The following is a 26,636-nucleotide window of genomic DNA, read 5'->3' on the forward strand; positions in this document are numbered from 1 at the left end:
ATCTGCTCGCAAGAGGGTGTTGGGTTACAAACCGAATCATATGCATACATCGCCATATGATCAACTCGGCATAAGACATCGTCGTTGACTCCGCTCGATCACGGCCGAACCGCAACTCCCTCGAACACCGATCCGCGACCGGCGCCACCACAGTCCAGGAACCCCTCGAGAACGAACAATCAGGCGGTGCTGTCGGCGGGATCGACGCCGCCGGGGAACACGGTCATGCCCCATCCCCCGGCTCGTCGTTGCACGAACACCTCAGGACCGTTCGCCCCGTCGCGCACCAGCATCACGCGTTAGCGATCAGGGGCAGTGCACGATCGGAGCGACCAACGCTCAGTTCGTGAGTGCGTGCTCGGCGCCGCGGTGCAACGGCACCGGCGCGGTCTCCCGAGCGGTATCACGCGTGATGCCCTTCGCGGCCGAGTTCGCCTGTTCCAGTTGCGGTTTGCGATCGAACAGCGTCTTGGTGAGCACGCACGCCAGGTTGGCGTCGAGGTCGTCGCGGACCAGCAGGACGTTCGGGACGACGATGGTCGCCGCGTCGGCGGGCAGCCCGTAGGTCGCGGCGGGGATCGTGCCCGGCTCGTACACCGGATTCACCGTGCGCAGCTTCGGGGCGAGGTCGGCGATGTCGAGGAAGCGGACCTTGTCGCCCGCCGAGGTGAACAGATCGGTGATGCCGGGGGTCGGCAGGCCGCCGGAGAAGAACATGGCGTCGATGGAGCCGTCCTTCATGCCGTCGACGGTTTTGGTGAGATCGAGCCGCTGCGCGGAGATGTCGCGGTCGGGGTCGATGCCCGCGGCGGTGAGCACCCGCTGGGCGATGACCTCGGTGCCGGACTTCGGCGACCCGGTGGAGACGCGTTTGCCGCGCAGGTCCGCGACCGAGGAGATGTTGGCTCCGTTGCGCACGACCACCTGGGTGTAGTTCGGGTAGAGCCGCGAAAGCGCCTGCACCGGTTGCTTTTTGCCGTCGAATCCACCGGTGCCGAGCACCGCGTCGGCGGCCGTGTCGGCGAGCGAGAAGGCCACCTGGTAGGTGCCTGCCACCAGCTGCTGGATGTTCTGCACCGACGCGCCGGTCTCGGCCGCGGTGGCCTTCACCGTGCCCCCGGTGGCCTGCGCGACCTGGTCGGCGTAGGCGTTGCCGAGCGCGAAGTAGACGCCGGTGGCGTTTCCCGTCGCGATGCCGACGCGCGCATCCTGTGTCATCTCGCAGGTCACCGTGCCACCGGCGTCGGTGCGCGGTGCGTCCTGGCGGCCACCACAGCCGGCCAGTAGCCCGGCTGTCACGGTGGCGACGGCGACAATCGTTGCGGCTCTTCTCACTTCGTCCTCCTTCGGGAGAGCAGCGTGTACCCGGCGGCGGCCGCGAGCGCGGCGAGTCCGACGATCAGTGCGGCGGGTTCCAGGTACAGCAGCACCAGACCACCCGCCCCGGCGAGCACGCGCGCGGGCGCCGGGGCCCGGCCGATCCCCAGCAGCCAGCCGCCGCTCGCGCAGGCCAGGGCGGCGACGCCGACGCAGGCCACGACGCTCGTCCACAGCACGTCCAGCGCGGGCCCGGTGCCGAGCAGGTGTCCGCCGGATTCGGTGAGCACGAACACGATCGGCACCAGGAACGCGGGCAGCGCGTACTTCAGCGCCTGCCACATGGTCGGCATCGTGCGGCCACCGGTGACGGCCGACGCGCCGACCGCCGCCAGCGCCGTCGGCGGGGTGACCTCGGAGAGCACCGAATAGTAGAAGACGAACATGGCCGCGGCAGGCGCGGGCACTTCCAGCGCGAGCAGCGCGGGCCCGATGATGGCCCAGCCGATGATGAACGACGCGGTAACCGGCACCGCGAGACCGAGCAGCGCGAGGGCGACCGCGGCGAACACCACGGTGCACGCGAGCACGACGGTCTGGTTGTCCGAGAGCGCCGAGGCGAATCGCACCAGCAGCGCGGCCAATTGGGCGCCGAGCCCGGTCTTGGTGGTCATCGCGGTGATCACGCCCGCCGCGGTGCACACCGCGACCACCGGCAGCGCGGAGCGGATACCGCCGCCGAGCGCGTGGAAGATCGCTCGCGGGGACCGGGCGAGGCGCCGGGTGCGCGCGTCGAGGAACGCCAGGGCGAAGGCCACGGCGGTGGCGTAGACGACGGCCCGCGTCGCGCTGACATCGAGAAGCAGCAGTACCACGATCAGGATCAGCGACAGGAAGTGATAGCCGAAGCGGCCCAGCAGCCGCCAGGCCGACGCACCGCCGATCTCCACCGGACGCGTGCCGAGCCGCCGGGCGTCGATCTCCACGGCGAGCAGGATGCCGAGGTAGTAGAGCACGGTCGGGATCAGCGCCCAGCCGAGCACCGTCACATAGGAGACCTCGAGATACTCGGCGACGATGAAGGCCGCCGCGCCGAGTGTGGGCGGCGAGAGGATCGCGCCGACGCCGGCGGCGGCCAGCATGCCGCCCGCCTGCTCCGGCGGATATCCCGCGCGCTTCAGGATCGGCCAGGTCACCGCGCCGACGCTGACCGCGGTCGCGGTGCCCGAGCCGGACACAGTGCCGAGCAGGAAGCCGGAGGCCACCGCGGTGCGCCCGGCCGCGCCGCGCGAGCGGCGGAACGCCGCCACCGACAGATCGACGAAGAACTGTGCAGCGCCGGAGAATTCGAGCACCGCGCCGTAGAGGGTGAACAGCACGATGTAGGTGGCCGCGACGTCGAGCGGGGTGCCGTAGAAGCCGCTGCCCGAGTTGTACAGCGCGTCGACGATCTGCCCGAAGTCCAGTCCCGCGTGCGCGATGGTCCACTGCTGCGGCAGCAGTCCGCCGTAGTAGCCGTAGGCGAGGAACGCCAGACACACCACGGGAAGCACCCACCCGGTGGTCCGGCGGCAGGCCTCGAGTACCAGCACCAGCAGCACCGTGCCCATGGCCACGTCGACGGGGTCGAGCAGGCCCTGCCGATCCAGGAAGGCGTTGTATCCGCCACCGCCGGAACCGATCTCGAACGGCAGCACCGGATACAGGCAGACCAGGAGCGCCAGCGCGGCCAGCGCCCAGTCCAGCGGTCCCGGCCCCGAGGTGCGGTCGAGCAGCCGAAGGCCCGAGCGATAGGCCAGGAAGACCAGCGGCAGCGTGCCCGCGAGGAACACCACCAGGTAGTACTGGCTGCCCTGCGACAGCGGCCGAAACACTTGCCACACCGCGAGTATCGCGATCGCGAAGGCCGCGACCGCGACCACCCGCTCGGCCCATCCGCTCAGTTCGCGAGCGGGACGCTCGGCGTCGTCCACCTCGATCGTGTCGAGTGACGGCCGCTGCCGATCAGGCAGCTCCTCGTCGAGCTGCGGGTCCCGCGTGTCGGACATCGTGCGACGATATCAACGCGGTGCGTCCGATTCGCCAGGTTTTCGCGATGGAGGTGCGCTCGCGGCGCGCTCAGCCCGAAATCTTTGCGTAATCATGAGGTTCGTACAGCACGACCGACCACGGCGTGCCCGGCGTCGCGTCGAGCGCGGCGCGACGTTCGTGCGGTCCGGCGACCGGGTCCGCGACCGCGATGCCCGCGCCGCGCAGGGCCGTGACGGCGGCGTCGAGATCGGCGACCTTGACCGACAGTGCGGCCGCGTCCCCTTCGCGATCCGACCCCGCCACCATGATGCGGGACGGCCCGACGTCGAACTGCGCCCACCGATCGCCGTCGACGAAGGTGGGCGGGCCGCCGAACAGCGCGGTCAGCAGCGCGACGGTCGCGGGCAGGTCGTCGGTGGGCAGGATCGTCCCGATCCGTTCGATGCTCATTCGTCGTTCCCGAAGGCTCGGCGGACGGCCGAAAATGCCACGGCGGCGGCTTTTTCGGCGTCCGGAAGATGATCGGCCATGCTCATGAAACCGTGGAACTGCCCCTCGTAGCGGACCGTTTCGGTGGGGACGCCCGCCGAGCGCAACCGGGCGCCGTAGGCCTCCCCCTCGTCGCGCAGTGGATCGAACTCCGCGGTGACGACGTGGGCGGCCGGCAGTCCGGACAGGTCGGCGGCTCGCGGCGGGGCGGCGTAGGGGTGGTCGCCGTCGCCGTCGGGGCCCAGATACTGCTCCCAGTACCAGCGCAGATGTGCGGCGGTGGTGAAGTACCCCTCGGCGTTGTCCCGGTACGAGGCGGTGTCGCGGGACGGGTCGAGCATCGGGTAGATCAGCAACTGATGCGCCAGCGCGGGCCCGCCGCGATCCCTGGCCATCAGCGTCGTCACGGCGGCCAGATTGCCGCCGGAACTGTCGCCCGCCACCGCGATTCGGGCGGGATCGCCGCCGAGTTCGTCCGCATGGTCGGCGACCCAGCGCACCACCGCGTAGGCATCCTCGGCCGCCGCGGGGAACCGGTTCTCGGGCGCCTGACGGTAGTCGACCGAGACCACGATCGCGCCGATGCCGTTGGTCATCGTCCGGCAGAACTGATCGTGGCTGTCCAGGCTGCAGATGGTGAATCCGCCGCCGTGACAGAACACCACCACGGGCAGGCCGGGCCCGGCGTCGGCGGGCCAGTAGATCCGCACCGGCACCTCGGGCGCCCCGTCCGGTCCCGGCACCGTCCGCTCCTCGACACGGCCGACCGGGATGGGCTCGACCGCCGCCGCCGGCCGCGCCGCCAGCAGGCGACGGGCCTCGGCGGCGTCGAGGACCTCGGTGCCGAGCTTCGGGAAGGCGGCCGAGGCCAGCTCCACGATGACGCGGGCTTCGGGTTTCAACGGCACGATCCGCTCCTTACTCCATACCCGGCAGCTGCGCGCCGGGCGGAATGAACTGCCCGGCGGACAGTCCGCCGTCGATCGCGAGCTCCGCGCCGCTGACGAAGGCCGAGGCGTCCGAGGCGAGGAAGGCGACCAGATCGGCGACCTCGCCGGGCAATCCGACGCGGCCGAGCGGAAGCGCAGGGAAACTCCCTGGGCCCGTGCTCAATCCGAGGTGACCGATCATCGGCGTGTGGATCGGGCCGGGATGCACCGAGTTCACCCGGATGCCCGCGGGGCCGAGCTCGAGCGCCGCGGTCTTGGTCAGGCCGCGCAGTCCCCATTTGGACGCGCCGTAGGCGGCATGCCCCATCAGGCCCTGGAGACCGGCCTGCGAGGAGATGTTCACGATGGACCCGCCGCCCGCGGCCGCCAGCGGACCCGCAACGGCCTTGATGCCGAGGAAGGAGCCGACCAGGTTGACCCGCAGAATCCGTTCCAGCTCTTCGGCACTCGTGTCGGTCAGCGCCTTGGTGGTGTAGATCGCGGCATTGTTCACGAGCACGTCGAGGCGGCCGAACTCGCGTTCGGCGGTCTGCACCGCCGCGGCCCACTCGGCTTCGCTGCTCACGTCGTGCTTCACGAAACGTGCCGCGTCGCCGAGGGATTCGGCCACCGTCGCGCCTTCGTCGGCCAGCACGTCGGTGATCACTACGCGCGCGCCGAGTTCGACGAACAGCCGCGCCTCGGCCTCACCCTGCCCGCGAGCGGCACCGGTGATGATCGCGACTTTCCCATCGAGAGAGGTCATCTCACGCCTCGTTCTTCCGGAAGTGCGGAATCACGGTCTCGCCCCAGTGCCGGATGGTCTCCAGGCAGGCTTCCTGCGGCACGGTGCCCATCTGGATCAGGCACAGGATCTCGTCGGCGCCCGCCGCCTTCAGCCGTTCGACGTAGGCGATGGCGTCCTCCGGCGAGCCGTAGGCGTGCTCGGCGTTGAACACCGAGGTGGCCCCGGTCTTCACCGGGATCTTGGCCTCGTGCAGGTAGGCCACGTGGTCGTCGGCGGCCTGCTTGATGGCGGCCATCTCGTCGGCGTTGGGGTCGACGGCCTCGTCCGGCACCGGGCCCGCGCCGTACCAGTGCTTGATCGACTGCGCGAAGAACCGCTGGCCGCGCGCGCCGATCTGCTGCGCCTTGTCGCGATCCTCCAGCACGATCGTCGGGCACAGCGCCGCGAAGTGATCGTTGACGACGGTGGAGACGAACTTCTCGCCGGTGCGTTCGGCGATGGCCTGGTCGTAGGTACGGCGCAGCTCGGCGATTTCCTCCACGCCCGCGAAACCGAGGACCAGCGCGCCGATGCCGTAGTCGGCGGCCAGCTTCAGGGTGTCCTTCTTGGTGCACGCCATGAACAGCGGCGGGTGCGGCAGCTGAATCGGGCGCGGCAGCATCGGGTGCGGGTCGATATCGAGCAGCTCACCGTGCCACTCGAATTCGCCCTCGGGGTCCTGCCACGCCTTGCCGATGATGCGCAGCGACTCCTCGACCTCCTGGTAGGTGCGGTCGGGATCGACGCCGCACATGGAGGTCTCCTGCGGGGTGGCGCCGCGGCCCGCACCCAGGTTCACCCGGCCGTTGGAGAGCACGTCCAGCATGGCGGCGCGCTCGGCGACGCGCACCGGGTGGTTGAAGTTGAACGGCATGCAGACCACGCCGTGGCCGATCCGGATACGCTCGGTGCGCGCGGCCACCCAGGTGAGGAAGATCTCCGGGGCGCTCATGTGCGCGTACCACTTCAACCCGTGATGCTCCACGGCCCAGACGGTGTCGAAGCCCATCTCCTCGGCCAGCACGGCCTGCTCCACGCAGTCGCGCAGCACCTGCCGTTCGTGCTCGGCCGACGGGTCGGTCATCTGCGCCTCGAAGATCATCGAGAACTTCATGCATTGCCTCCACTTCTCAATATGCCTAGTAGAAATATTTCCGATGCTGCCGTTGAGGTCAGGTGCATGTCTCGCTGGCTGAGACTGCGCACCCCCGCGCCGATGCCGGAGACCTAGCTTCGAAGCGAGGCAGCAGAAAGGAAGGACCGCAGTGGGTCGACTCGAAGGCAAGGTCGCGCTGATCACCGGTGGCGCGCGCGGAATGGGCGCCGAACACGTGCGCCGCTTCGTCGCCGAAGGCGCGCGGGTGGTGTTCGGCGATGTGCTCGACGAGCAGGGCGAGCAGCTCGCGGCCGAGCTCGGCGCGGCCGCACGCTACGTGCACCACGACGTGACCAGCGAAGCCGGCTGGACCGCGGCGGTGACCGCCGCGACCGAGACGTTCGGCAAGCTCGACGTGCTGGTGAACAACGCGGGCATCCTGCGCTTCCAGAGCATCGCGGACATGAGCCTCGCCGATTTCAGCACCATCATGAACGTCAACGTGACGGGCACCTGGCTGGGCATCAAGACCGCGGCCCCCGTGCTCACCGCCGCGGGCGGCGGCTCCATCGTCAACATCTCCTCGGTCGAGGGATTCATCGGCGCCGCGGGGCTCTCCGCCTACAGCGCGAGCAAATTCGCGCTGCGCGGGATCACCAAGTCGGCCTCCCGCGAGCTGGGCAAGGCGGGCATCCGGGTGAACTCCGTGCACCCCGGCGGCATCGCCACACCGATGACCGCCAACGCGTCCTCCGGCGTGGACGGCGACAAGTTCTTCGCCGGACTGCCGATCCCGCGCTGGGGCAGGCCGGAGGAGGTCACCGAGGCGGTGGTCTTCCTGGCCTCCGACGCCGCGGGCTACTGCACCGGCACCGAGGTCGTCGTCGACGGCGGCATGCTCACCGGCGCGGGCTACTGAACCAGAAAGGCAGACCGATGTCTCAGCAGAAGACCACCGAGGCCGCCTACGACGTGGTGGTCGTCGGTTCCGGCGCGGCGGGAATGACCGCCGCGCTGACCGCCGCCTACCGCGGCCTGTCGGTGGTGCTGATCGAGAAGAGCCGCACGTTCGGCGGATCCACCGCGCGCTCCGGCGGCGGGGTGTGGATCCCGAACAACCCCGTGCTGGTGCGCGAGGGCGTGCCGGACAGTCCCGATCTGGCCCGCGTCTACCTGAAATCCGTGGTGGGCGACCGGGTTCCGCAGGCCAAGCAGGACGCGTTCCTGGACAACGGCCCGCGCATGATGACGTACCTGAGCAGCCGCACCCCGCACCTGGAATTCGTCTACGACCGCGGCTACTCCGACTACCACCCGGAACTTCCCGGCGGCCTGGCCCAGGGGCGCAGCATCGAGCCCGCCATCGTCGACGGCCGCCTGCTCGGTGACGATCTGGCGCTGATCAACCAGCCGACGATGTCCGGCCCGAAGGGAATCGCCTTCACCGTCAGCGACTTCCACGATCTCAACATGATCGCGCGCACCTGGAAGGGCAAGCGCACGGCCATGAAGGTCGGCGCGAAGGCGGTCATGAACAAGCTGCGCGGCCGCCTGCCGCTCAGCCTCGGCAAGGCGCTCGTCGCCCGGCTGTGGCTGGCACTGCGCGACGCGGGGGTGCCGGTGTGGCTGAACACGCCGCTCACCGAGCTGATCATCGAAGACGGCACGGTGGTGGGCGTGCGCGCCGAGCGCGACGGCGAGCCGATCGTGCTGCGGGCGTGGCGCGGCGTTGTGCTCGCGGCGGGCGGCTTCGAGCACAACCTGGAGATGCGCGAGCGCTTCTTCACCGGGCCGGTGAGTACGGAGTGGACCGTCGGCGCCACCGAGAACGTCGGCGACGGCATCCTGGCGGGCGAAAGCGTCGGCGCCGCACTCGATCTCATGGACGACGCGTGGTGGGGTCCGTCGGTGCGCAACCCCGACGGTCCGCCGTTCTTCTGCCTGGCCGAACGCTCGCAGCCCGGCGCCATCATGGTCAACGACGCCGGTGAGCGGTTCACCAACGAATCGGCCAGCTACGTCGACGTGGTGCACACCATGTACGAGCGCCACGCGTCCGGAATCGGCCACGTGCCCGCGCATTTCATCATGGACCAGCGCTTCCGAGACCGGTACCTGTTCCTCGGCACCTTCCCGAAGCAACCCATCCCGCAGAAGTACTTCGACGCGGGCATCATCAAGAAGGCCGACACCCTCCAAGAACTCGCGGACAAGATCGGCGTTCCCGCCGACGCGCTCACCTCGACGGTCCAGCGGTTCAACGGCTTCGCGTCGGCCGGTCGCGACGAGGACTTCCGCCGCGGCGAATCCGCCTACGACCGCTACTACGGCGATCCGACCGTGACGCCCAACCCGTGCCTCGCGGCGATCGAGAAGCCGCCCTTCTATGCGGTGGAGATGGTGCCAGGCGACCTGGGCACCAAGGGCGGTCTGCTCACCGACGAGCACTCCCGGGTGCTGTGCGCCGACGGCGCGCCGATCGCGGGACTGTATGCGGCGGGCAATAATTCGGCCGCCGTGATGGGCAACAGCTACGCGGGCGCGGGCGCGACCATCGGCCCGGCCATGGTGTTCGGCTACATCGCCGCCAACCACCTCGCAGATCTCGGCTCGGCCGAGGCGTGAAAGGACAGGAACATGGACAGGGTCAGCGGTAAGACCGTCATCGTGACCGGTGGGGCGCGGGGTATGGGCGCGGCGTTCGCGCGCAAGCTCGCGAGTCAGGGCGCGTCGGTGGTGATCACCGATGTGCTCACCGAGGAAGGCAAGGGGGTCGCCGCCGAAATCGGCGAGCGGGCGGTGTTCCTTCCGCACGACGTGACCGACGAAAGCGCTTGGGAATCCGTGGTTTCCGAAGCCGAGCGCGCGTTCGGTCCGGTCTCCGGGCTGGTGAACAACGCGGGCATCGTGCACGTCGACCCGATCGAGCGGCTCGCCGAAGCGGATTACCGCAAGGTGATCGACGTCAACCAGGTGGGCGTGTTCCTCGGCATGAAAGCCGTTGTGTCCTCGATGCGCCGGGCGGGTGGCGGTTCCATCGTGAACATCTCCTCCATCGGCGGCATCATCGGCCTCCCCAACATCCTCGGCTACGTCGCGTCCAAATGGGCGGTACGCGGCATGAGCAAGGCCGCGGCGCAGGAGTTCGGCGCGGACGGAATCCGGGTCAACTCCGTGCATCCCGGCGTCGTCGCGACCGAGATGACCGCCACGTCGGAGCGTTCGAACTCGATGGTGCACGACCAGCCACTGCCGCGCGCCGCCACCCCCGAGGAACTCGCCAACGTGGTGCTGTTCCTGATCTCCGACGAGTCGGCGTTCTGCACCGGCGCGGAATTCGTCGCCGACGGCGGCTACACGACCAAATGACACGAGGACAACTGCTGTGAAGAACTTCCAGGACAAGGTCGCCGTCATCACCGGCGCCGGGGCGGGGATCGGGCGGGCGCTCGCGCTCGAATTGGCGTGCAGCGGTGCGCGTCTCGCGCTATCCGGACGCGATCTGAACAATGTCAGCGAGACCGCCGCGCTGTGCGAGCAGGCGGGGGCGAAGGCGCGCGCCTACAAGCTCGACGTCACCGACCGCGCCGCGTTCTACGCGCACGCCGAGGAGGTACAGGCCGAGTTCGGTCCGGCCAACCTGGTGGTCAACAACGCGGGCGTCTCGCTCACGGCCACCGTCGAGGAACTCACCTGGGAGGACTTCGAGTGGATCGTGAACATCAACTTCTGGGGCGTCATGCACGGCACCAAGGCGTTCCTGCCGCAGGTGATCGCCTCCGGTGACGGGCATATCGCCAATGTCTCCAGCATGTTCGGCCTGGCCGCCTGTCCTAGCCAAGGCGCTTACAACGCAACGAAATTCGGTATCCGCGGCTTCACCGACGCGCTGCGCCAGGAGATGAAGATCGCCGGGCATCCGGTCGGTGTGAGCAGTGTGCACCCGGGCATGGTGAAGACCGAGATCGCCTGGAAGGCCCGCGCGGGCGGCGACCGCGACCGCGACGCCCTCGCCGCCAACTTCGATCGGCTCGCCAAGACCACGCCCGAGGCCGCCGCGAAGATCATCCTGCGCGGCATCCAGAAGGACAAGGCCAAGATCCTCGTCGGCGCCGACGCCCGCGTCATCGATCTGCTTCCCCGGCTTTTCGGTTCGGGTTACCAGCGCATCATCACGGCACAGATGAAGAACGAGGTCAACTGAGCAAACAGGGCGTTACTGCCCGGCAACCGGTGGCAAGCTGGAAGTGTGCGTGCCCGGGATGTCCGAATCGGGGAACTCTATGTAGTCGAGGTGCCCCACCGCTTGCCTGCGCGCGCCGCCAGGGTGCGCGCCGGGGAGTGGGAACTGTGGCGGCTGCGCGGTTGTCGCTTCCGCGCGGTCGTCACCGCACTCGACACCACCGTGCAGCCCGCCACCGTCGAAGCGCTTCGGGTGACCCGCCACAGCGTCACCCGGGTCGACCTGTCCTCCGACCAGTGCGCCGCCCTCGGCCTCCCCGACGGCCGATATCACTTGCTGGGCATGATCTTCGACGACGACGGCCACCCCATCGAACTCCCCGACCTGGAACCGATCCGCGCCTCCGTCCGCTGGCTCTACCCCGTCGCCGAACAACGCCCGCCCGGCACGCACCGCGACATCGACTTCCACCCCGCCCTGTGAACCACCGCCTGATAACGTCGGCAACGTGGGCGCCGCCTATGGCGTCGGGGGGGTGAAAGTGGATACCGCGCAACGTTATCGACGGTTCGCACAGTTCGAGACGCACGGCCACTCGCCGTGCTACACGGACTGGTCGCGGCGGATCGCCGACGACACGGAAGTGCTCGCACTCGTCGAGGCGCTGCCCGCCGCCAAGCGCCAGCCCAATCTCGTTCTGGCCTCGGCACGGCATGTCGGCGCACGTCAGGGACCGTTCGAGGAGTTCAAGGACTTCCTGATCGCCAATTGGCCGCTCGTGCGTGACGTCGCCATGACGCACGTCACCCAGACGAACGAACCGGCACGCGCGGCGGTGCTGCTCCCGTTGTTCGCCGAGATCGCCGACCCGGAACCGCTGTATCTCATCGAGATCGGCGCGTCGGCGGGATTGTGCCTCTATCCGGACAAGTACAGCTACCGGTACGACGACCGCCTCTGGCTGGACCCATGGTCGGGGCCTTCGCCGGTCAGGTTGTCGTGCTCGACCACCGGCGATCCGCCGGTGCCCGAGCGACTCCCGTCGGTGATCGGCCGGGTGGGGGTCGACCTTAACCCGCTGGACGTCACCGATGCCGAGCACATGCGCTGGCTCGAGTGCCTGATCTGGCCGGAACAGCAGGAGCGGCTCGAGCGCCTGCACCGTGCGGCGGCGATCGCCCGCGCGGACCCACCCGAGATCGTCGGCGGCGATCTCAACGACACCATCGAAGAGCTGGTGCGCGCCGCTCCCGACTATGCGCAAGTCGTCGTGTTCGGCAGCGCCGTCCTGGCCTATCTGGACGCCGGCGAGCGCGCTCGGTTCGTCGAAACCATCCGCGGCCTGAGGTGCGTCTGGATCGCCAACGAGGGCTGCGGCGTGGTTCCCGTCGGCCGGGGTCTACTGCCGAAACCCTGCTCGGAGACACGGGATCGATTCGTTCTCACCGAAGACGGTGTGCCGGTGGCCTATTCGGGGCCGCACGGGCAGAGGCTCGAGTGGTTCCGGCCGGGCTGACTCCTGATAGGCCCGAGACGGCAGAGACACCGGTCCGTGCGGATCGGGATCTCCTGCCGGGTCCGTCGCACCGGCTCGTCACGCCAGCGGCGCGCCTGATATGAAGGTGCAGGTGGGACGTAAGAAGTTGCTGGAGCCGACCCTGGCGGAGTTGCCGCACGGGCCGCATGGCCTTGCTCGTGAGCTGGTGACCGGGTCGCAGCGGCAGCGGCTTCTGTACGGGGTGACGGTCGTCGTCGCGGATCGCGGCTATCTCACCGTGACGATCACGGATATCGCTGCGGCGGCGAAGGTTTCGCGCCGGACTTTCTACCAGCACTTCCCGGATAAGGAAGCGTGCTTCCTCGCCGCGGCCGAGACGGGCCGGGATCTGATGATCGAGCATCTCGAGCGTGTGATGAGGGAGGTATTCGCCAAGCCGGTGGAGCCGCTCGAGGCACTGCGGCTGGGAATTCGCGAATACCTCACCCTGTTGCGTGACGAACCATCGTTCGCCCGCTCGTTCTATCTGGAGACCGCCCCGGCCGGGTCGCGCGCGATCGAGTCGTTCGAGCGATGCCAACACTGGTTTGCCGGGTTCATCCGATCATGGCGTGAAACGGCAGGCCCCGTTGATCCATCGGTGCCGGACGACGCGTATCTGGCGGTGACCGATGCGACCAACGAGGCCGTCCGCAGGACCCTGCGCGCCGGAGGCGACTTGCTCGAGCTCGAGGACATCGTGCTGTACATCCACCGCACGCTGCTCGGGCTGGAAGCCCCTGCCGGCTAGGGCACGACTTTGTCGCCCGGCCCGGTGAGGTCGCAGGAATTGTCGTCGCTGGTGTTGCCGCCTTCGGAAACAATCCTCGCGAACACCTTCGCGCAGTTTTCCCGAACGGTGTCAGCGGTGTTTCCCCTGATGGTGGAGTTCCGCAATATCACGGTGCCCAGTGGAATATTCACCACATCCGTCACCTGGTGCGGGAGGGTGTCGAGGTAGGCGGGCGCCACGTTGATGCCGCCGCCCGCGTCCGAGGCGCTGTTTCCGGTGATGGTCGCACGATCGAAGGTCACCACACCCCGGCCCCGGACGTCTACGCCGCCGCCGCGGCCCGCGAATCCACCCGGGCGGTACCACACTCCGGGATTGACCACGCGGTTGTCGGAGATCGTCGAGTCGGTGAAGGTGCAGGTGTTATCGCATCGCACGCCGCCCGCCTCGCCGGATGTGTTGCCGGTGATGGTTGTGTTTCTCGTCTGGAGGTCCGACCCCGGGACGTTGAAGATCCCGCCGCCGTACCCGGCGCTGTTACCCCGGACCACGACATCATCGAGTACGAGGTTCGACGAATTGGAAATTCCGCCGCCGCCGGTGTCGTAGTACGGGATCTCGTGCTGCGCGGTCACTCCGCCGGTCACGGTCGATCCCGTCAACGTCACGGGCGCGGAGATACTGAGCACCCTGTCGATCCCATTGGCATCCAGCACTGTCCGGTCGCGGCCCGCGCCACGCAGCGTTGTCGGCGCGGTGAGGTTCAGGTCTCCCGTGGTCGGATCCGGGTTGCGGCCCTGCACTTTCTCTGGGTCGGGAGGGATCGTCAAGATATAGCGCCCCGCAGGCACCACGACTGTGCTCCCTGGCCGGGCATTGGCCGTCTGAACTGCCGCTCGCAGCGTGCAGGCGCCTGCGGCAGTACGGCATAGCCCGCTTTGTGGATCGGCCGCGACGCCGTCTGCCGTGGTGTCGACGGTGATCACCGTGGGAGAACCGGGTGGGTTGTCGGCGTAGGCCGCCCCGGGAAATCCGCCTGCGGAACCAACGATCAGGGCTGTGATGGCGACGGCGCGGGCCGACGCGGGGGATGTGCTCGTCCTCATAAAGTTTCTGATCCAATTCACGAACATGGAGTGGGGTACGCCCGCATATAAGTGGGGTACGCGAGCGTCTACCACTATGTCGCAGAGTGGTGCGCCTCGGGGGTGTTTCCGAGAATCCTTTTCGCAGTTATCGATTCGCCTCGGCCGGCCCGGCGCTGATCCGAGCTCGACCGTTCCCCGTGACACAGCGGAACGGCAAAAACGTTGCACGGCGGCGTTTCCCGCTCGCTCGATCGGGCTGTTGTCGCCCACGTCAGCGCAGAACGTCGACAACGATTCTGGTCGCGTCGGCCAGTAGTGCGTTGTCGGCCTTGGCATCCTGGTCCGGCTTGGTCGTCATGACCGCGATCGCGATGGGTGCACCTGCTTCGGTCCAGGCGATCGCGACGTCGTTGTTCGTGCCATAGCTGCCGAGACCGGTCTTGTCACCGACCCGCCATCCCGCGGGCAGCCCGGCGCGGATGCGGGTGTCGCCGGTGGTGTTGGCGATCAGCCATTGGGTCAGCCGGGCGCGTTCGGGCTCGCCGAGAACGTCCCCGAGGACGGCGGCGCGATAGTTGGCGGCCAACCTCTCCGGGGCGGTGGTGTCGCGTTCATCGCCGGGGATGGCGGTATTGAGTTCGGTCTCCCAGCGGTCCAGACGGCTCACCGGATCGCCGATCGATCGCAGGAACGCGGTCAGGCCGGGTGGCCCGCCGAGCAGTTTCAGGATCTGGTTGCCCGCGGTGTTGTCACTGACGGTGATCGCGGCGTCGCACAGCTCCGATGCCGTCATCCCGCTGTCGACGCGGGTCTCGGTCACCGGGGAGTACTCCACCAGTTCCTCCCGCCCATACCGGACGATCTGATCGAAATAGCCGGTGGCGAGCGGATGTCGGTGCAGTAGGGCCGCGCAGGCCAGCCCCTTGAACGTCGACGTCATCGCGAAGCGCTCGTCCGGCCGGTACGCCACCGACTCGCCGGTCGCGGTGTTCACTGCGAACACCCCCAGCCGCGCGCCGTACTGCCGCTCCAGCGCGACGAACCGGTCCGTCGATACCGCGGCGGTGGCTGCGGTGGTCGTTGCCGCCTCGGGACCCGACTCCGCGACACAGCCCGCGAGTAGTCCACCGACCAGCAATGCGCCACCAATGACCCGTGCTGCCCGCGCGGTCGCACCGAAGAATTGTCGTCGTCTGAAACGTGTCATGCAGGCACAACAACACAGGATCGACCGTCCTGTCCAAGACCGACGGCTCCGTTCGACGATATCGAAACAGATATCGTCGCAGCGCGGAGTGCCTAGGACCTCGGCGCTCGACGAGTGGAGCGCCTCCCTGCGCGGCCTCGAGACGGACTTCGTCCGGCAGTGCGCTTCAAGGCGATTCGCCCGCGGCGCGCAGCAGTTTGGTGGCGAGGGTGCGCAGGTGGGTCGCCATCTCCGGTGGGTCGCGGACTTCGAAGGGGAGGTCGAGGTGGGCGATGCGCAGGGCGGTCCATTCCAGGGAGTCGGCGGTGGTGCGGAGCAGGCAGGTGTGGTCGTCGAGGGGTTCGACTTCGGCGGTGCGGACGCGGAAGCGGTCGGTGAGTTCGCCGGCGGAGGCGTGGACCAGGAATTCGACGTGCTGGACCGGGCGGGCCAGGGCGAGCGAGCGGGTGACGAAGGCAGCGGGATCGGCGTCGGGGAGTTCGCGTGGCGGGCAGCGCACGCCGGTCGGGAACGGGGAGGTGATGCGGTCGACGCGGAAGGTGCGCCAGTCGGCGCGGTCGACGTCCCAGGCGACGAGATACCACCGCCGCCCGGCCGACACCAGGGTGTGCGGCTCGACCAGCCTGCGCGACTCGGCGTCGTCTTTGTCGCGGTAGGAGAAGCGGATTCGCTCGTGGTCGCGCGCGCAGGTCGCCAAGGCGACCAGCGTTTCGGGATCCACCCACGGACCAGCGGGCGGTCCGGCCAGATCGACGGTGCTGGCCTGCACCGCGTACACCCGCCTGCGCAACCGATCCGGCAGCACCTGCTGAAGTTTCACCAGCGCCCGCGCCGCGGACTCCTCGCTGCCCGCCACACCCCCGAGCGCGGCATGGCGCAGGCCGAGGGTGATCGCGACCGCCTCCTCGTCGTCGAGCAGCAGCGGCGGCAGCGCGGCCCCGGATTCGAGCCGGTAGCCGCCGACCGCGCCGAGACCCGAGCGCACCGGATAGTCCAGCTCGCGCAGCCGCTCGATATCGCGGCGCACCGTGCGAACGGTGACGCCGAGCCGCTGCGCGAGTTCGGGCCCGCTCCACTCCCGCCGCGTTTGCAACAGCGCGAGCAGTTGGAGGAGCCGGGCGGCGGTGTCGGTCACGCTCCCCAGTATGGCCCGCAATGAGGACCGGAACTGACCTCATTGCCTCCTACCGTGGCGCTGGTGAACGCAGAGACCATGGAGATCGTCGGCGCCCGGGTGCACAACCTGCGCGACGTCACCCTCCGTATTCCCAAGGGCAAGATCGTCGTTTTCACCGGGGTGTCCGGTTCGGGGAAATCGTCGGTGGTGTTCGGCACCGTCGCGGTGGAGTCGCAGCGCCAGCTCAACGAGACCTTCACCTGGTTCATTCGCAATCGGCTGCCCAAGTACGAGCGCCCGGACGCCGACGTCATCGACAATCTCGCGCCCGCGGTGGTGGTGGACCAGAAACCGATCGGCGGCAACTCCCGCTCCACCGTCGGCACCATGACCGACATCCAGTCGATCATCCGCGTCCTGTTCTCCCGGCACGGCGTGCCGAGCGCCGGTGAGGCGAGCCGGTATTCGTTCAACGACCCGCTGGGCATGTGCCCGGAGTGCGGCGGCCTCGGCCACGTGGTACGGCCGGATCTGGACAAGCTGCTCGACACCGGCAAGTCGCTGAACGAGGGCGCGATCCGGTTCTCCCCGTTCGCGATCGGCACCTTCCAGTGGCAGATCTATGCCGAATCCGGCCTCTTCGACCCGGACAAGCCGTTGCGCGACTTCACCGCCGAGGAGTGGCAGCTGTTCCTGCACGGCAATGGTTTTCGCGTGCCGCGGCTGAACAGGACCGGTTCGATGGGACACAACGCCTACGAGGGATTGCTGGAACGCTTCGACCGGCTCTACGTCAAACGCGATCTGAGCGCGCTCTCGGAGAAGAACCGGGCGGCGGCGATGGCGGTGGTCGGCGAACAGGTCTGCCCGGTCTGCGGCGGCGCGCGGCTGAACGCGGCCGCGCTGGCGACCCGCATCGACGGACGCGGCATCGCGGACTACGGCCGGATGGAGGTGTCGGATCTCATCGAGGTGCTCGCCGCGATCGACGATCCGGTGGCCGCGCCCATCGCGAGCGCCGCGATCGCCCGGCTGCGTCGCGTGGAGGACGTCGGCCTCGGCTATCTGTCCCTCGACCGCGAGACGTCCACGCTCTCGGGCGGTGAGGCGCAGCGGCTCAAGGTCGTTCGCCACCTGGGGTCGAGCCTCACCGGCATGACCTACATCTTCGACGAGCCGAGCGTCGGCATGCACCCGCGCGACGTGCACCGCCTGAACGATCTGCTGATCCAGTTGCGGGACAAGGGCAATTCGGTGCTGGTGGTGGAGCACTCCCCCGACGTCATCGCGGTCGCCGACCACGTGGTGGACATGGGCCCCGGCGCGGGCGCCGACGGTGGCGCGGTCGTGTTCCAGGGCAGCGTCGAGAAGCTGCGCGCCTCCGGGACGCTCACCGGGGAACGACTGCGCCAGGCGCGGCCGGTCAAGGAGCACCCACGCGGGCCCGCGGGCTGGCTCACAGTGACGGGGGCCGATCGGTACAACCTGAAGAACGTGACCGCGCGTTTTCCGGTCGGCGTGCTCACCGTCGTCACCGGGGTGGCCGGATCGGGCAAGAGCACGCTCGTGTCGGGCGCGTTCCTGGCCGCGCACCCGGACGCGGTGGCGGTCGATCAGTCGGCGATCGGCGGTTCCCGGCGGTCCAGTCCCGCGACGTACCTGGGCATCATGGACCAGCTGCGTCAGCTTTTCGCCGCGGCGCACGGGGTGAAGCCCGGACTGTTCAGCTTCAACTCCGCGGGCGCGTGCGCCGAATGCGGCGGCGCCGGAATCATTTTCACCGACCTCGCGTATATGGATCCGGTAACCACGGTGTGCCGCACCTGTCACGGCAGGCGGTATCGCCCCGAGGTGCTCGGCTACCTGGTGCGCGGGGCGTCGATCGCCGACGTGCTCGACATGACCGCCTCCGAGGCACTGGAGTTCTGGCGCGGGCGCGACCGCATCTCGACGCCGTTGCGCGCATTGCGCGATGTGGGCCTCGGCTACCTCACCCTGGGCCGCTCGCTCAGCTCGCTGTCCGGCGGCGAACGACAGCGCCTCGAGCTCGCCGCGCACCTGCACCGCCGCGGCGGGGTGTACGTGCTGGACGAGCCGACCACCGGACTGCACATGGCCGACGTGGACATTCTGATGACGCTGCTGGACCGGCTGGTGGACGGCGGCAACACGGTGATCGTCATCGAGCACGATCTCGAGGTCGTCAAGCGGGCCGACTGGATCGTCGACCTGGGGCCCGACGGCGGCAAGCACGGGGGCGAGATCGTTTTCGCCGGAACGCCCGCCGAGCTCGTGGCCGATCAGCGGTCCGTCACCGCGGACTATCTGCGCCGCAGCCTCGCCGCGGCGGCGTGACCCCGGTGCTCGTCCTGCTGACCGGGACGACGGGTACGCACGTACCGGCACGCGCGGGCAGGCTGAAGTCACGCCGATGCTGTGCCATTCGCCCGGCCCGCCGGCGTGCCGTTCACCAGGCACGCCGGTCATCGGCCCGCGTCCCCCGCCGACCGCGGTGGTGAGTCGAGAACGTGAACCCAAAGGAGTGACATGACGACCGGAGTGGAGCCCGTGGAGCGACCCCGACACGCCGCCCTGGAGAGCACCGCACCGACCGTTGCCGAACTCGACGGCACCTGCGCGCTGAGCCGCGACCGCATCGGCGGCAAGGCCTGGAGCGTCGATCACATGCGGGCACTCGGCCTGCCGGTGCCGCCCGCGTTCGCCGTCACCACCGAAGGCTGGGCCGACTTCCGTGCGCGCGGTGCGCTGAGCGAGGAGATCTGGCTCCAGGTGCGGGCAGGCGTCGCGGCCCTGGAGCGCGGCACCGGGCGCCGCTTCGGCGACGCCGAACGCCCGCTGCTGGTGTCGGTGCGTTCCGGCGCCGCGGTGAGCATGCCCGGCATGATGGACACGGTGCTGAACCTCGGCATCAACGACGAGGTGGAGCGGGCGCTCGCCGCCGAGACGCGCAACCCCGGGTACGCCGCGGACACCCACGGCCGGTTCCGCTCGCAATACCGCGAGATCGTGCTCGGCGATCCGCGGGGCGCGGTCCCGCAGGACCCGTGGGAACAGCTGCGCGGCGCCGTCGCCGCGGTCTTCCGATCCTGGGATTCCGCGCGCGCCAAGACTTATCGCCGCAGCCGCGGCGTCTCCGACGACCTCGGCACCGCGGTCACGGTGCAGGCCATGGTGTTCGGCAACCTCGACGCGCTCTCCGGCACCGGCGTGCTGTTCACCCGCAATCCGAACACCGGCGAGCGCGCCGTGTTCGGCGAATGGCTGGTCGGCGGCCAGGGTGAGGACGTGGTCTCCGGCCGCACCACCCCGCGCCCGCTCGACGAGCTCGCGATCACCATGCCCGACGTGCTCGCGCAGCTGCTCGACGCCGCGGACCTGCTGGAACAGGACGGCCGCGATATTCAGGACATCGAATTCACCGTGGAATCCGGCAGGCTGTGGCTGCTCCAGTCGCGGCCAGCGAAGCGATCGGCCCGCGCCGCGGTGCGCGCCGCGGTCGCCATGGCGGGCGAAGGGCTCATCGATACGGCGACCGCGCTGACCCGCGTCGACGCCGAGCAGGTGCGCACCGTGCTGCGACCGGCCTCGGGCGTGGAGACCGATCGGCCGCCGCTGGCCCGCGGCGAGTCGGCCTGCCCGGGACTGGCCTTCGGCGTCGTCGTCACCGATCCGGACGAAGCCGAAACGCGCGCCGCGGCAGGCGAAGACGTCGTCCTCGCGCGGCCGACCACCAGCCCCGACGACCTGCACGGCATGATCGCGGCGCGGGCCATTGTCACCGAACTCGGCGGCGCCACTTCGCATGCCGCGCTGGTGAGCCGGGAGCTGGGCAGGCCGTGTGTGGTCGGCTGCGGGCCGGGCGTGGTAGCGGCGCTGACCGGGCACATGGTCACCGTGGACGGCGGCGCGGGTGCGGTGTGGCTCGGCGAGATCACCGGAAAGGCCGTGGACCAGAGCGTGATCGAGGACGTCGCGCAGCTCGCCCGCTGGGCCGCTGTCCAGCCGGACGAACTGGTCGGCCTGCTGTCCGCGCGCTCCGACGGTGCCGAAAACCCCACGTCGGCAACGCATTCGACCGAGAATGGACGGATGACAGCAGGGACTTCGCCTGCGTCCGATCCCGCTCTGCCGCGCACCACCCCGCGCGACAGCCGGACGCAGCAGCACACCACCCCCGTTCATCGTCCCCCCACCGACCTCGACCTCCTTCGCCTGATCGGCATCAAGGGCCGGGTCACCTCCGACGCCGTCGCGGACAGCCTCGCGGGCGAGGCCGCCGAAACCGGTGAGCGCTGTGCGGATCTCGTCGCCCGCGGGTTGTGCGCGACCACACCGGTCGGCGTGCGCCTCACACCCGAGGGCCGCGGCGAACTCGCCCGGCTGCTCTCCGCGGAACGAGAAACCGTGGATCCCACCGTGATCGCCACGGCCTACGACGAATTCTGCGCGTTCAATGCCGAACTCAAGGAAATCATCACCGCCTGGCAGATGAAGGACACCGCGACCGTCAACGACCACGCCGACACCGCCTACGACACCGCGGTGCTGGACCGGCTGCGCACCGTGCACGGCCAGGTCGCGCCGCTGGTGCGCCGGATCGGCGAGATCGCGCCACGGTTGTCGCGCTACACGGGCCGCCTCGAGCGCGCGGTCGAGCGCATCGACGGCGGCGATCACACCTGGGTGGCGCGTCCGATCATGGACAGCTACCACACCGTGTGGTTCGAGCTGCACGAAGATCTCATCGGCCTGTGCGGGTTGAGCCGCGCCGACGAGGCCGCGGCGGGCCGGGCCCACTGACGCCATGCACACCGACAGTTCCCCGCGGCGATGGGTCGACTTCGCCGAGATCGACAACGTTCGCGACCTCGGCGGGCTGCCCGTGTCCGGCGGCGGCGTCACGCGCTTCGGCACGGTGTACCGTGCCAGCACCCCGCAGCACCTGACCGAGGACGATCTGATCCTGCTGACCGATCGGGTGGGTTTGCGCACCCTGATCGACCTGCGCAATCCCGACGAGGTCGAGCGGGAGGGTTACGGCCTGCTCGCCGGCGCGGCCGTCCGGCTGGTCAACCTGCCCGTGCGCAAGGCGGCGGCGGTCACCGTCACCCCCACCGACCTGGTGCCCGACGCGAAACACTACGACTTGGTCGCGCTCTACCGCGAACTGCTGGACGGCAGCGCGGAATCCGTGCTCACCGCCGTGCGGATGATCACCGACACCGAACGGCATTCGGTGGTGTTCCACTGCGCCGCGGGCAAGGACCGCACCGGTGTACTCGCCGCGGTGCTGCTGGACGCCGTCGGGGTGCCCGCGGAGGTGATCGCGGCCGACTACGCCCTGTCCGGCGAGCGGATGGCGCGGGTGCGTGCCCGGCTCGACGCGCTGCCGTCGTATCACGGGCTCCCCCCGGTGCGCACCGGGATCCTGGCGGTGGAACCCGGCGTGATGATCGAGTTCCTCGGCCGGCTGCGGGCCGACCACGGCGGCGCGGCGGGCTGGTTGCGCGCGCACGGCCTCGGCGACCGTGAGCTGGCGGATCTGCGCCGGGTGCTCGTCGAGAACTGACCGTATCCACACCTCGCTCCGGCCTCGGGCGGTCGGCGCGCCCGAGGCCAACCTGACCCGCCGCGGCCCGCGCGGCGGGATCATGGTCGTATGGCGACGCGGGAAGTGGTCCGGGCGGGCCGGTTCACCAACATCTACGACCCCAGCGCGGGCGAGGACCACCCGTGGTACATCAACGACCACACGGTCGTCCGGGACCGCGACGGCGTGTGGCACCTGTTCGGCATCACCCACCCCGAGCCCGCCGATCCGTTCCACGAGATCGAGTTCGCGCACGCCACCGCGCCCGATCTGCGCGGCCCGTGGACCAAACAGGAGCCCGCCCTCCGCGTCGACCCCGGCTACCACGGCGAGACCCACCTCTGGGCGCCCTACGTGATCCGTTCCGGCGCAACGTACTTCATGTACTACGCCGCGGGCGGCGCCGATCGCACCCGGGCGGCGATCAACCTGGCCACCTCCACCGACCTCGTCCGCTGGGAGCGCGCGCCCGGGGGACCGCTGTTCCGCGACGGCTACGACGCCCGCGACCCGATGGTGCTGCGGATCGGCGAGAAGTGGGCGATGTACTACTGCGCGACCGGCACGCCCGCGGGCGGTCATCACGTCGTCGCCTACCGGCTCAGCACCGACCTGCAGCACTGGGGCGAGCGGCACATCGCCTACGCCGATCCGACGATCGGCACCGAGGCGGGCAATACCGAATCGCCGTTCGTGGTGCGGCACGAAGACCGCTGGTACCTGTTCATCGGCCCGCGGCCCGGCTACGTCGGCACCGATGTCTTCCGCAGCGACAACCCTTTTCGCTTCCGCATCGGCGACAAGGTCGGGCACGTGGCCGCGCACGCCGCCGAGGTCGTCCGCGACGCGGGCCGCTGGTGGGTCACCAGCGCGGGATGGGGACAGGGCGGCGTGCATCTCGCGCCGCTGACGTTCCCGCCGCCGCTCGCGGGTATCGCCGTGCCGCGCTGATCGAGACACGCCGCCGAGACGCCTCGCTCGGTGACGATCCCGGCTCCGATTCGCCGAAAGAGGCCGATTCGGCTGGGTCGCCTGGTATCTGTTGACCGAGTCGACTATCCGCCCACCACCGCGGGGAGGTACCGGCATGGCCCGTATCGGCGTGATCAGCGTTTCCGACGGCCGCGACTATGTGCACACCGACCTCGCGGACTTCATCCGAACCACCGAGGACCGCTTGGTCGACGCCCTGACGGCGGCGGGGCACGAGGTGGTGCGCGGCACGGAGATCATCAGCGACAACGCCCTCGCCGGATCGGTGGCGCGCGAGGTGGCCGCGGCGGGCGTCGATCTCACCGTGCTGCACTACGCCGTCTGGGCGTTCCCGCACTTCAGCATGCTCGCCGCGGGCGCGACACCCGGCCCGCTGCTGTTGCTGTCGAACATCGATCCGGTGCAGCCGGGGATGGTGGGGATGCTCGCCGCAGGCGGCGCGCTCGACCAGATCGGCCGCGCGCACACCCGGCTGTGGGGCGACCCGGCCGACGCCGCGCTGATCGAGGCGATCGGGGTGCGCGCCACCGCGGCGGCGGCCGTCTCGGCGTTGCGCGGCAGCACCTTCGGACGCTTCGGCGGGCGGCCGATGGGCATGAACACCGCCGTCGCGAACACCGATCAGTGGCAGCGGTTGTTCGGCATCGACGTCGAGGAGATCGACCAGTGGGAGATCGTGCGACGGGCCGAGACCGCCGACGCCGGTGAGGCGAAGGCCGCGCGGGAGTGGCTGGAGCGCCACGCCACCGTGCACTACGACGGCGCGAAGCTCACCCCGGACCTGCTGGAGCGCCAGATCCGCTCCTACCTGGCGATGCGCGAACTGATCACGCAGTGGCGGCTGGACTTCTCCGGCATCAAGGGCCAGCCGGAACTGACCCAGTACTTCGCGACCATGGACGTCACCGAGGCGTTCCTCAACGACCCCTACGACTGGAACGGTCCCAAGGAAACCCACGTCTGCGCCACCGAGGCCGACATGGACGGCGCGCTCACCATGCAGCTGCTCAAACACCTCGCGGGCACCCCCGTGCTGTTCGCCGACGTCCGGCACTATCACGCCGACCGCGACATCTGGGATCTGTGCAATTCGGGCCAGCACGCGACCTGGTTCGCCGCCCGCAGCGCCGATCCCGCGGAGAACCTCGCGCGGGTGCACCTCTATCCGGAGGTGTTCTTCTTCCCCGCGGGCGGCGCCTCGGTGCACCATCTCGCCGCGCCGGGCACGATGACGTTGGCGCGGCTGACCCGCAAGGACGGCGACTATCGGATGCAGCTGATGCTCGGCGACTTCGAGACCTACGACGAGCAGACCAACGAATCGCTGATGAAGCAGTCCACCAGGGAGTGGCCGCACGCGTTCGCCCGGCTCGACGCGCGCGCCGAGGATTTCCTGTCCCGCTTCGGCGCCAACCACATCCACGCCGTCCCCGGCGACCACCGCGCGGCGGTGCGGGCGACCTGCGATCTGCTCGGCATCACGCTCGACGAGTTCTCCCGCGACCCGCGATGAGGCGCGGGCACGGCCGCACGGAACGGTGGTGAGCCGATGTTTCTCGGCGTCGATATCGGCACCTCGGCCTCCAAGGGCGTGCTGGTGCGCGCGGACGGCACGGTCATCGCGAGATCCGAACGCGCCCACACCGTCTCGACGCCGCAACCGGGGTGGGTGGAGCACGACGCGGAGACGGTGTGGTGGTCGGAATTCGCCGCCATCGCCGCCGATCTGATGGCGGCGGCCGACGGCGAAGGGATCGACGGGCTCGCGGTCTCCGGCATCGGGCCGTGTCTGCTGCCCGCCGACGGCGCGGGCAATCCGCTGCGCCCGGCCATCCTCTATGGCGTCGATACCCGTGCCACCGTCGAAATCGCGGAACTGAACGCGGAATTCGGCCAGGAGAGCGTGCTCGAGCGGGCCGGATCGCCGCTCACGAGTCAAGCGGTCGGGCCCAAACTGCGCTGGCTCGCGCGGCACGAACCGCAGGTCGCCGACCGGACCGAACTGCTGCTGATGGCGAGTTCCTTTCTGGTGCACCGGCTCACCGGCCGGTACGTGCTCGATCACCAATCCGCCAGTCAGTGCGTGCCGCTCTACGATCTGCGCAAGCGCGCATGGGCCGCGGACTGGGCCGAGGCGGTGGCGCCCTGGCTGACGCTGCCCGAACTCGCGTGGCCCACCGAGATCGTCGGACGGGTGAGCGCGACAGCCGCGGCCGCGACGGGCCTGCCCGCGGGGCTGCCGGTCACCACCGGAACCATCGACGCCTGGGCCGAAGCCGAGAGCGTCGGGGTGCGTGCACCGGGCGACGCCATGATCATGTACGGCACCACGCTTTTCCTGGTGCAGGTGCTCACCGAACCCGTCCCGCATCCGGGTCTCTGGGGGACCTGCGGAACCTGGCCGGGCACTTACACTCTCGCGGCGGGCATGGCCACCTCCGGGGCAGTCACCGAATGGCTGCGCGACCTGGTCGGCGGCGACTACACCGAGCTGGTCGCCGAGGCCACCGAGGTGCCCGCGGGCAGCCGCGGCCTGCTGGCGCTGCCCTATTTCGCGGGCGAGCGCACGCCGCTGTTCGATCCCGACGCCAGGGGCGTCGTCGCGGGGCTGACGCTGCGCCACGGCCGCGCCGAGTTGTACCGCGCGGCGCTGGAATCGATCGCCTACGGCGTCCGGCACAACCTGGAGGCGATGACCGAGGCGGGCGGGCAGGCGCGGCGGCTGGTCGCCGTCGGCGGCGGCACCAAGGGCGGGCTGTGGACACGGATCGTCTCCGAGGTCACGGGGCTGCCACAGCAGCTGCCCGCCGACACGGTCGGGGCGTGCCTCGGCGACGCCATGCTGGCCGCGACCGCGGCCGGTCTCGACACCTCGGCGTGGAATCCGGTGGCCGGCACCGTCGTCCCCGATCCAGCCTGCACCGCAGGCTACGAGCCGTACTACCGGCGCTATCGCGAGCTCTACACCGCCACGGCCGAGATCGCGCATTTCCTTGCTGCCGAGCAGCGCCGGGCACACCCGCCTTCCTGATCCTCGGACGTCATGCCAGGATGCTTGAGGCAACACCGGCAGGGAGGACCCGCATTGCCCACAGTGACCTTGACCCAACAGAACTTTCACGAAGTCATCAGCGCCAACTACATCGTGCTCATCGATTGGTGGGCAGGCTGGTGCGCGCCGTGCCGCCATTTCGCGCCGGTGTTCGAGTCGTCGTCCGACCAGCACCCCGACATCGTGCACGGCAAGGTCGACACCGAGGCCGAAGAGGCGCTGACGGCCTTGGCGCAGGTCGATCGGTTCCCGACGCTGATGGCCTTCCGCGAGGGGCTGCTGGTGTTCTCCCAGCCGGGCTTCCTGCCCGCCGCCGATCTCGAAGAGGTGGTGCAGCAGGTGCGCTGGCTGGATATGGATCAGGTCCGCAGGGAACTGGCCGCGCAGGAAGGAACCGTCCAGCAAGCCCAGCAGCCCGAGGCGGTCGCCGTCGCGCCCGCGGGCGCCGCACGCATGGCGGGCCCGG

The 26,636-nt window shown here is 69.5% G+C and carries 23 protein-coding genes; 14 read left to right on the forward strand and 9 right to left on the reverse strand.

Annotated features, from left to right (window positions below):
* Positions 1-339: 339 nt before the first annotated feature.
* The 6 genes from NL1_RS13090 to NL1_RS13115 all read right to left on the reverse strand — a co-directional run bounded on the left by NL1_RS13090 (position 340) and on the right by NL1_RS13115 (position 6,667).
* Positions 340-1,335: a TAXI family TRAP transporter solute-binding subunit gene (locus NL1_RS13090; RefSeq protein ID WP_067838572.1), complete on the reverse strand. Its 996-nt coding sequence runs from the start codon at positions 1,333-1,335 to the stop codon at positions 340-342.
* A complete protein-coding gene (locus NL1_RS13095) occupies positions 1,332-3,365 on the reverse strand; it encodes a TRAP transporter permease (protein WP_084510545.1) in 2,034 nt (677 codons plus the stop codon). Before NL1_RS13095 ends, NL1_RS13090 begins: the two co-directional genes overlap by 4 nt.
* Before the next feature lie 70 nt (positions 3,366-3,435).
* The gene (locus NL1_RS13100) at positions 3,436-3,798 is read right to left on the reverse strand and encodes a VOC family protein (protein ID WP_067838575.1); all 363 of its coding nucleotides are present in this window, start codon (positions 3,796-3,798) and stop codon (positions 3,436-3,438) included.
* Positions 3,795-4,745 (reverse strand): LipP1 family hormone-sensitive lipase, encoded by a 951-nt coding sequence (gene lipP1 / locus NL1_RS13105; protein WP_067838578.1) that lies wholly within the window; start codon positions 4,743-4,745, stop codon positions 3,795-3,797. The genes NL1_RS13100 and lipP1 overlap by 4 nt, the downstream gene beginning before the upstream one ends.
* A gap of 10 nt (positions 4,746-4,755) precedes the next feature.
* A complete protein-coding gene (locus NL1_RS13110) occupies positions 4,756-5,532 on the reverse strand; it encodes a glucose 1-dehydrogenase (RefSeq protein ID WP_067838583.1) in 777 nt (258 codons plus the stop codon).
* 1 nt (position 5,533) lies between these two features.
* The gene (locus NL1_RS13115) at positions 5,534-6,667 is read right to left on the reverse strand and encodes an LLM class flavin-dependent oxidoreductase (RefSeq protein ID WP_067838588.1); all 1,134 of its coding nucleotides are present in this window, start codon (positions 6,665-6,667) and stop codon (positions 5,534-5,536) included.
* A 151-nt stretch (positions 6,668-6,818) separates the two neighbouring features.
* On the opposite strand from NL1_RS13115, the gene NL1_RS13120 reads away from it, so the two are divergent.
* From NL1_RS13120 to NL1_RS13150, 7 genes are all read left to right on the forward strand, one after another.
* On the forward strand, positions 6,819-7,568 hold the full coding sequence (locus tag NL1_RS13120) for a glucose 1-dehydrogenase (protein ID WP_067838591.1): 750 nt from the start codon (positions 6,819-6,821) through the stop codon (positions 7,566-7,568).
* A 17-nt stretch (positions 7,569-7,585) separates the two neighbouring features.
* Positions 7,586-9,274 (forward strand): 3-oxosteroid 1-dehydrogenase, encoded by a 1,689-nt coding sequence (kstD, locus tag NL1_RS13125; RefSeq protein ID WP_067838594.1) that lies wholly within the window; start codon positions 7,586-7,588, stop codon positions 9,272-9,274.
* A gap of 12 nt (positions 9,275-9,286) precedes the next feature.
* On the forward strand, positions 9,287-10,018 hold the full coding sequence (locus tag NL1_RS13130; protein WP_067838597.1) for a glucose 1-dehydrogenase: 732 nt from the start codon (positions 9,287-9,289) through the stop codon (positions 10,016-10,018).
* A 16-nt stretch (positions 10,019-10,034) separates the two neighbouring features.
* Positions 10,035-10,853: an SDR family NAD(P)-dependent oxidoreductase gene (locus NL1_RS13135; RefSeq protein ID WP_067838607.1), complete on the forward strand. Its 819-nt coding sequence runs from the start codon at positions 10,035-10,037 to the stop codon at positions 10,851-10,853.
* Between the two features lie 102 nt (positions 10,854-10,955).
* Positions 10,956-11,315, forward strand: coding sequence for a hypothetical protein (locus NL1_RS13140; RefSeq protein WP_156094826.1), 360 nt, complete (start codon positions 10,956-10,958; stop codon positions 11,313-11,315).
* Positions 11,316-11,340: 25 nt separating this feature from the next.
* Positions 11,341-12,348, forward strand: a complete 1,008-nt coding sequence (locus tag NL1_RS13145) for a DUF2332 domain-containing protein (RefSeq protein ID WP_067838610.1) — start codon at positions 11,341-11,343, stop codon at positions 12,346-12,348.
* Between the two features lie 112 nt (positions 12,349-12,460).
* Positions 12,461-13,120, forward strand: a complete 660-nt coding sequence (locus NL1_RS13150) for a TetR/AcrR family transcriptional regulator (protein WP_162272725.1) — start codon at positions 12,461-12,463, stop codon at positions 13,118-13,120.
* Here NL1_RS13150 and NL1_RS36450 read toward each other — a convergent pair.
* The 3 genes from NL1_RS36450 to NL1_RS13165 all read right to left on the reverse strand — a co-directional run bounded on the left by NL1_RS36450 (position 13,117) and on the right by NL1_RS13165 (position 16,532).
* The gene (locus NL1_RS36450; protein WP_162272726.1) at positions 13,117-14,088 is read right to left on the reverse strand and encodes a CSLREA domain-containing protein; all 972 of its coding nucleotides are present in this window, start codon (positions 14,086-14,088) and stop codon (positions 13,117-13,119) included. The genes NL1_RS13150 and NL1_RS36450 overlap by 4 nt on opposite strands.
* A 373-nt stretch (positions 14,089-14,461) precedes the next feature.
* Positions 14,462-15,397, reverse strand: a complete 936-nt coding sequence (gene bla, locus NL1_RS13160; RefSeq protein ID WP_084510547.1) for a class A beta-lactamase — start codon at positions 15,395-15,397, stop codon at positions 14,462-14,464.
* A 166-nt stretch (positions 15,398-15,563) separates the two neighbouring features.
* Entirely contained in the window at positions 15,564-16,532 is a 969-nt protein-coding gene (locus NL1_RS13165; RefSeq protein ID WP_067838616.1) for a helix-turn-helix transcriptional regulator, read from the reverse strand.
* A 78-nt stretch (positions 16,533-16,610) separates the two neighbouring features.
* Between NL1_RS13165 and NL1_RS13170 the strand changes: the two genes are divergently transcribed.
* The 7 genes from NL1_RS13170 to NL1_RS13200 form a co-directional block, all read left to right on the forward strand.
* Positions 16,611-18,869 (forward strand): ATP-binding cassette domain-containing protein, encoded by a 2,259-nt coding sequence (locus NL1_RS13170; protein ID WP_067838690.1) that lies wholly within the window; start codon positions 16,611-16,613, stop codon positions 18,867-18,869.
* A 192-nt stretch (positions 18,870-19,061) separates the two neighbouring features.
* The gene (locus tag NL1_RS13175; protein ID WP_067838619.1) at positions 19,062-21,335 is read left to right on the forward strand and encodes a pyruvate, phosphate dikinase; all 2,274 of its coding nucleotides are present in this window, start codon (positions 19,062-19,064) and stop codon (positions 21,333-21,335) included.
* A 4-nt stretch (positions 21,336-21,339) separates the two neighbouring features.
* Positions 21,340-22,104, forward strand: a complete 765-nt coding sequence (locus NL1_RS13180) for a tyrosine-protein phosphatase (protein WP_067838623.1) — start codon at positions 21,340-21,342, stop codon at positions 22,102-22,104.
* Between the two features lie 90 nt (positions 22,105-22,194).
* Positions 22,195-23,076 carry a family 43 glycosylhydrolase gene (locus NL1_RS13185; protein WP_067838625.1) on the forward strand — a complete coding sequence of 294 codons (882 nt, stop codon included), beginning with the start codon at positions 22,195-22,197 and terminating at the stop codon, positions 23,074-23,076.
* 136 nt (positions 23,077-23,212) lie between these two features.
* On the forward strand, positions 23,213-24,631 hold the full coding sequence (locus NL1_RS13190; protein WP_067838628.1) for an L-fucose/L-arabinose isomerase family protein: 1,419 nt from the start codon (positions 23,213-23,215) through the stop codon (positions 24,629-24,631).
* A 36-nt stretch (positions 24,632-24,667) separates the two neighbouring features.
* On the forward strand, positions 24,668-26,149 hold the full coding sequence (locus NL1_RS13195; protein ID WP_067838631.1) for an FGGY-family carbohydrate kinase: 1,482 nt from the start codon (positions 24,668-24,670) through the stop codon (positions 26,147-26,149).
* A 54-nt stretch (positions 26,150-26,203) separates the two neighbouring features.
* On the forward strand, positions 26,204-26,636 hold a 433-nt coding region (locus NL1_RS13200; protein ID WP_084510552.1), incomplete at its 3' end, for a thioredoxin family protein.

Source organism: Nocardia lijiangensis NBRC 108240 (assembly GCF_001613045.1).
GTDB lineage: Bacteria > Actinomycetota > Actinomycetes > Mycobacteriales > Mycobacteriaceae > Nocardia > Nocardia lijiangensis.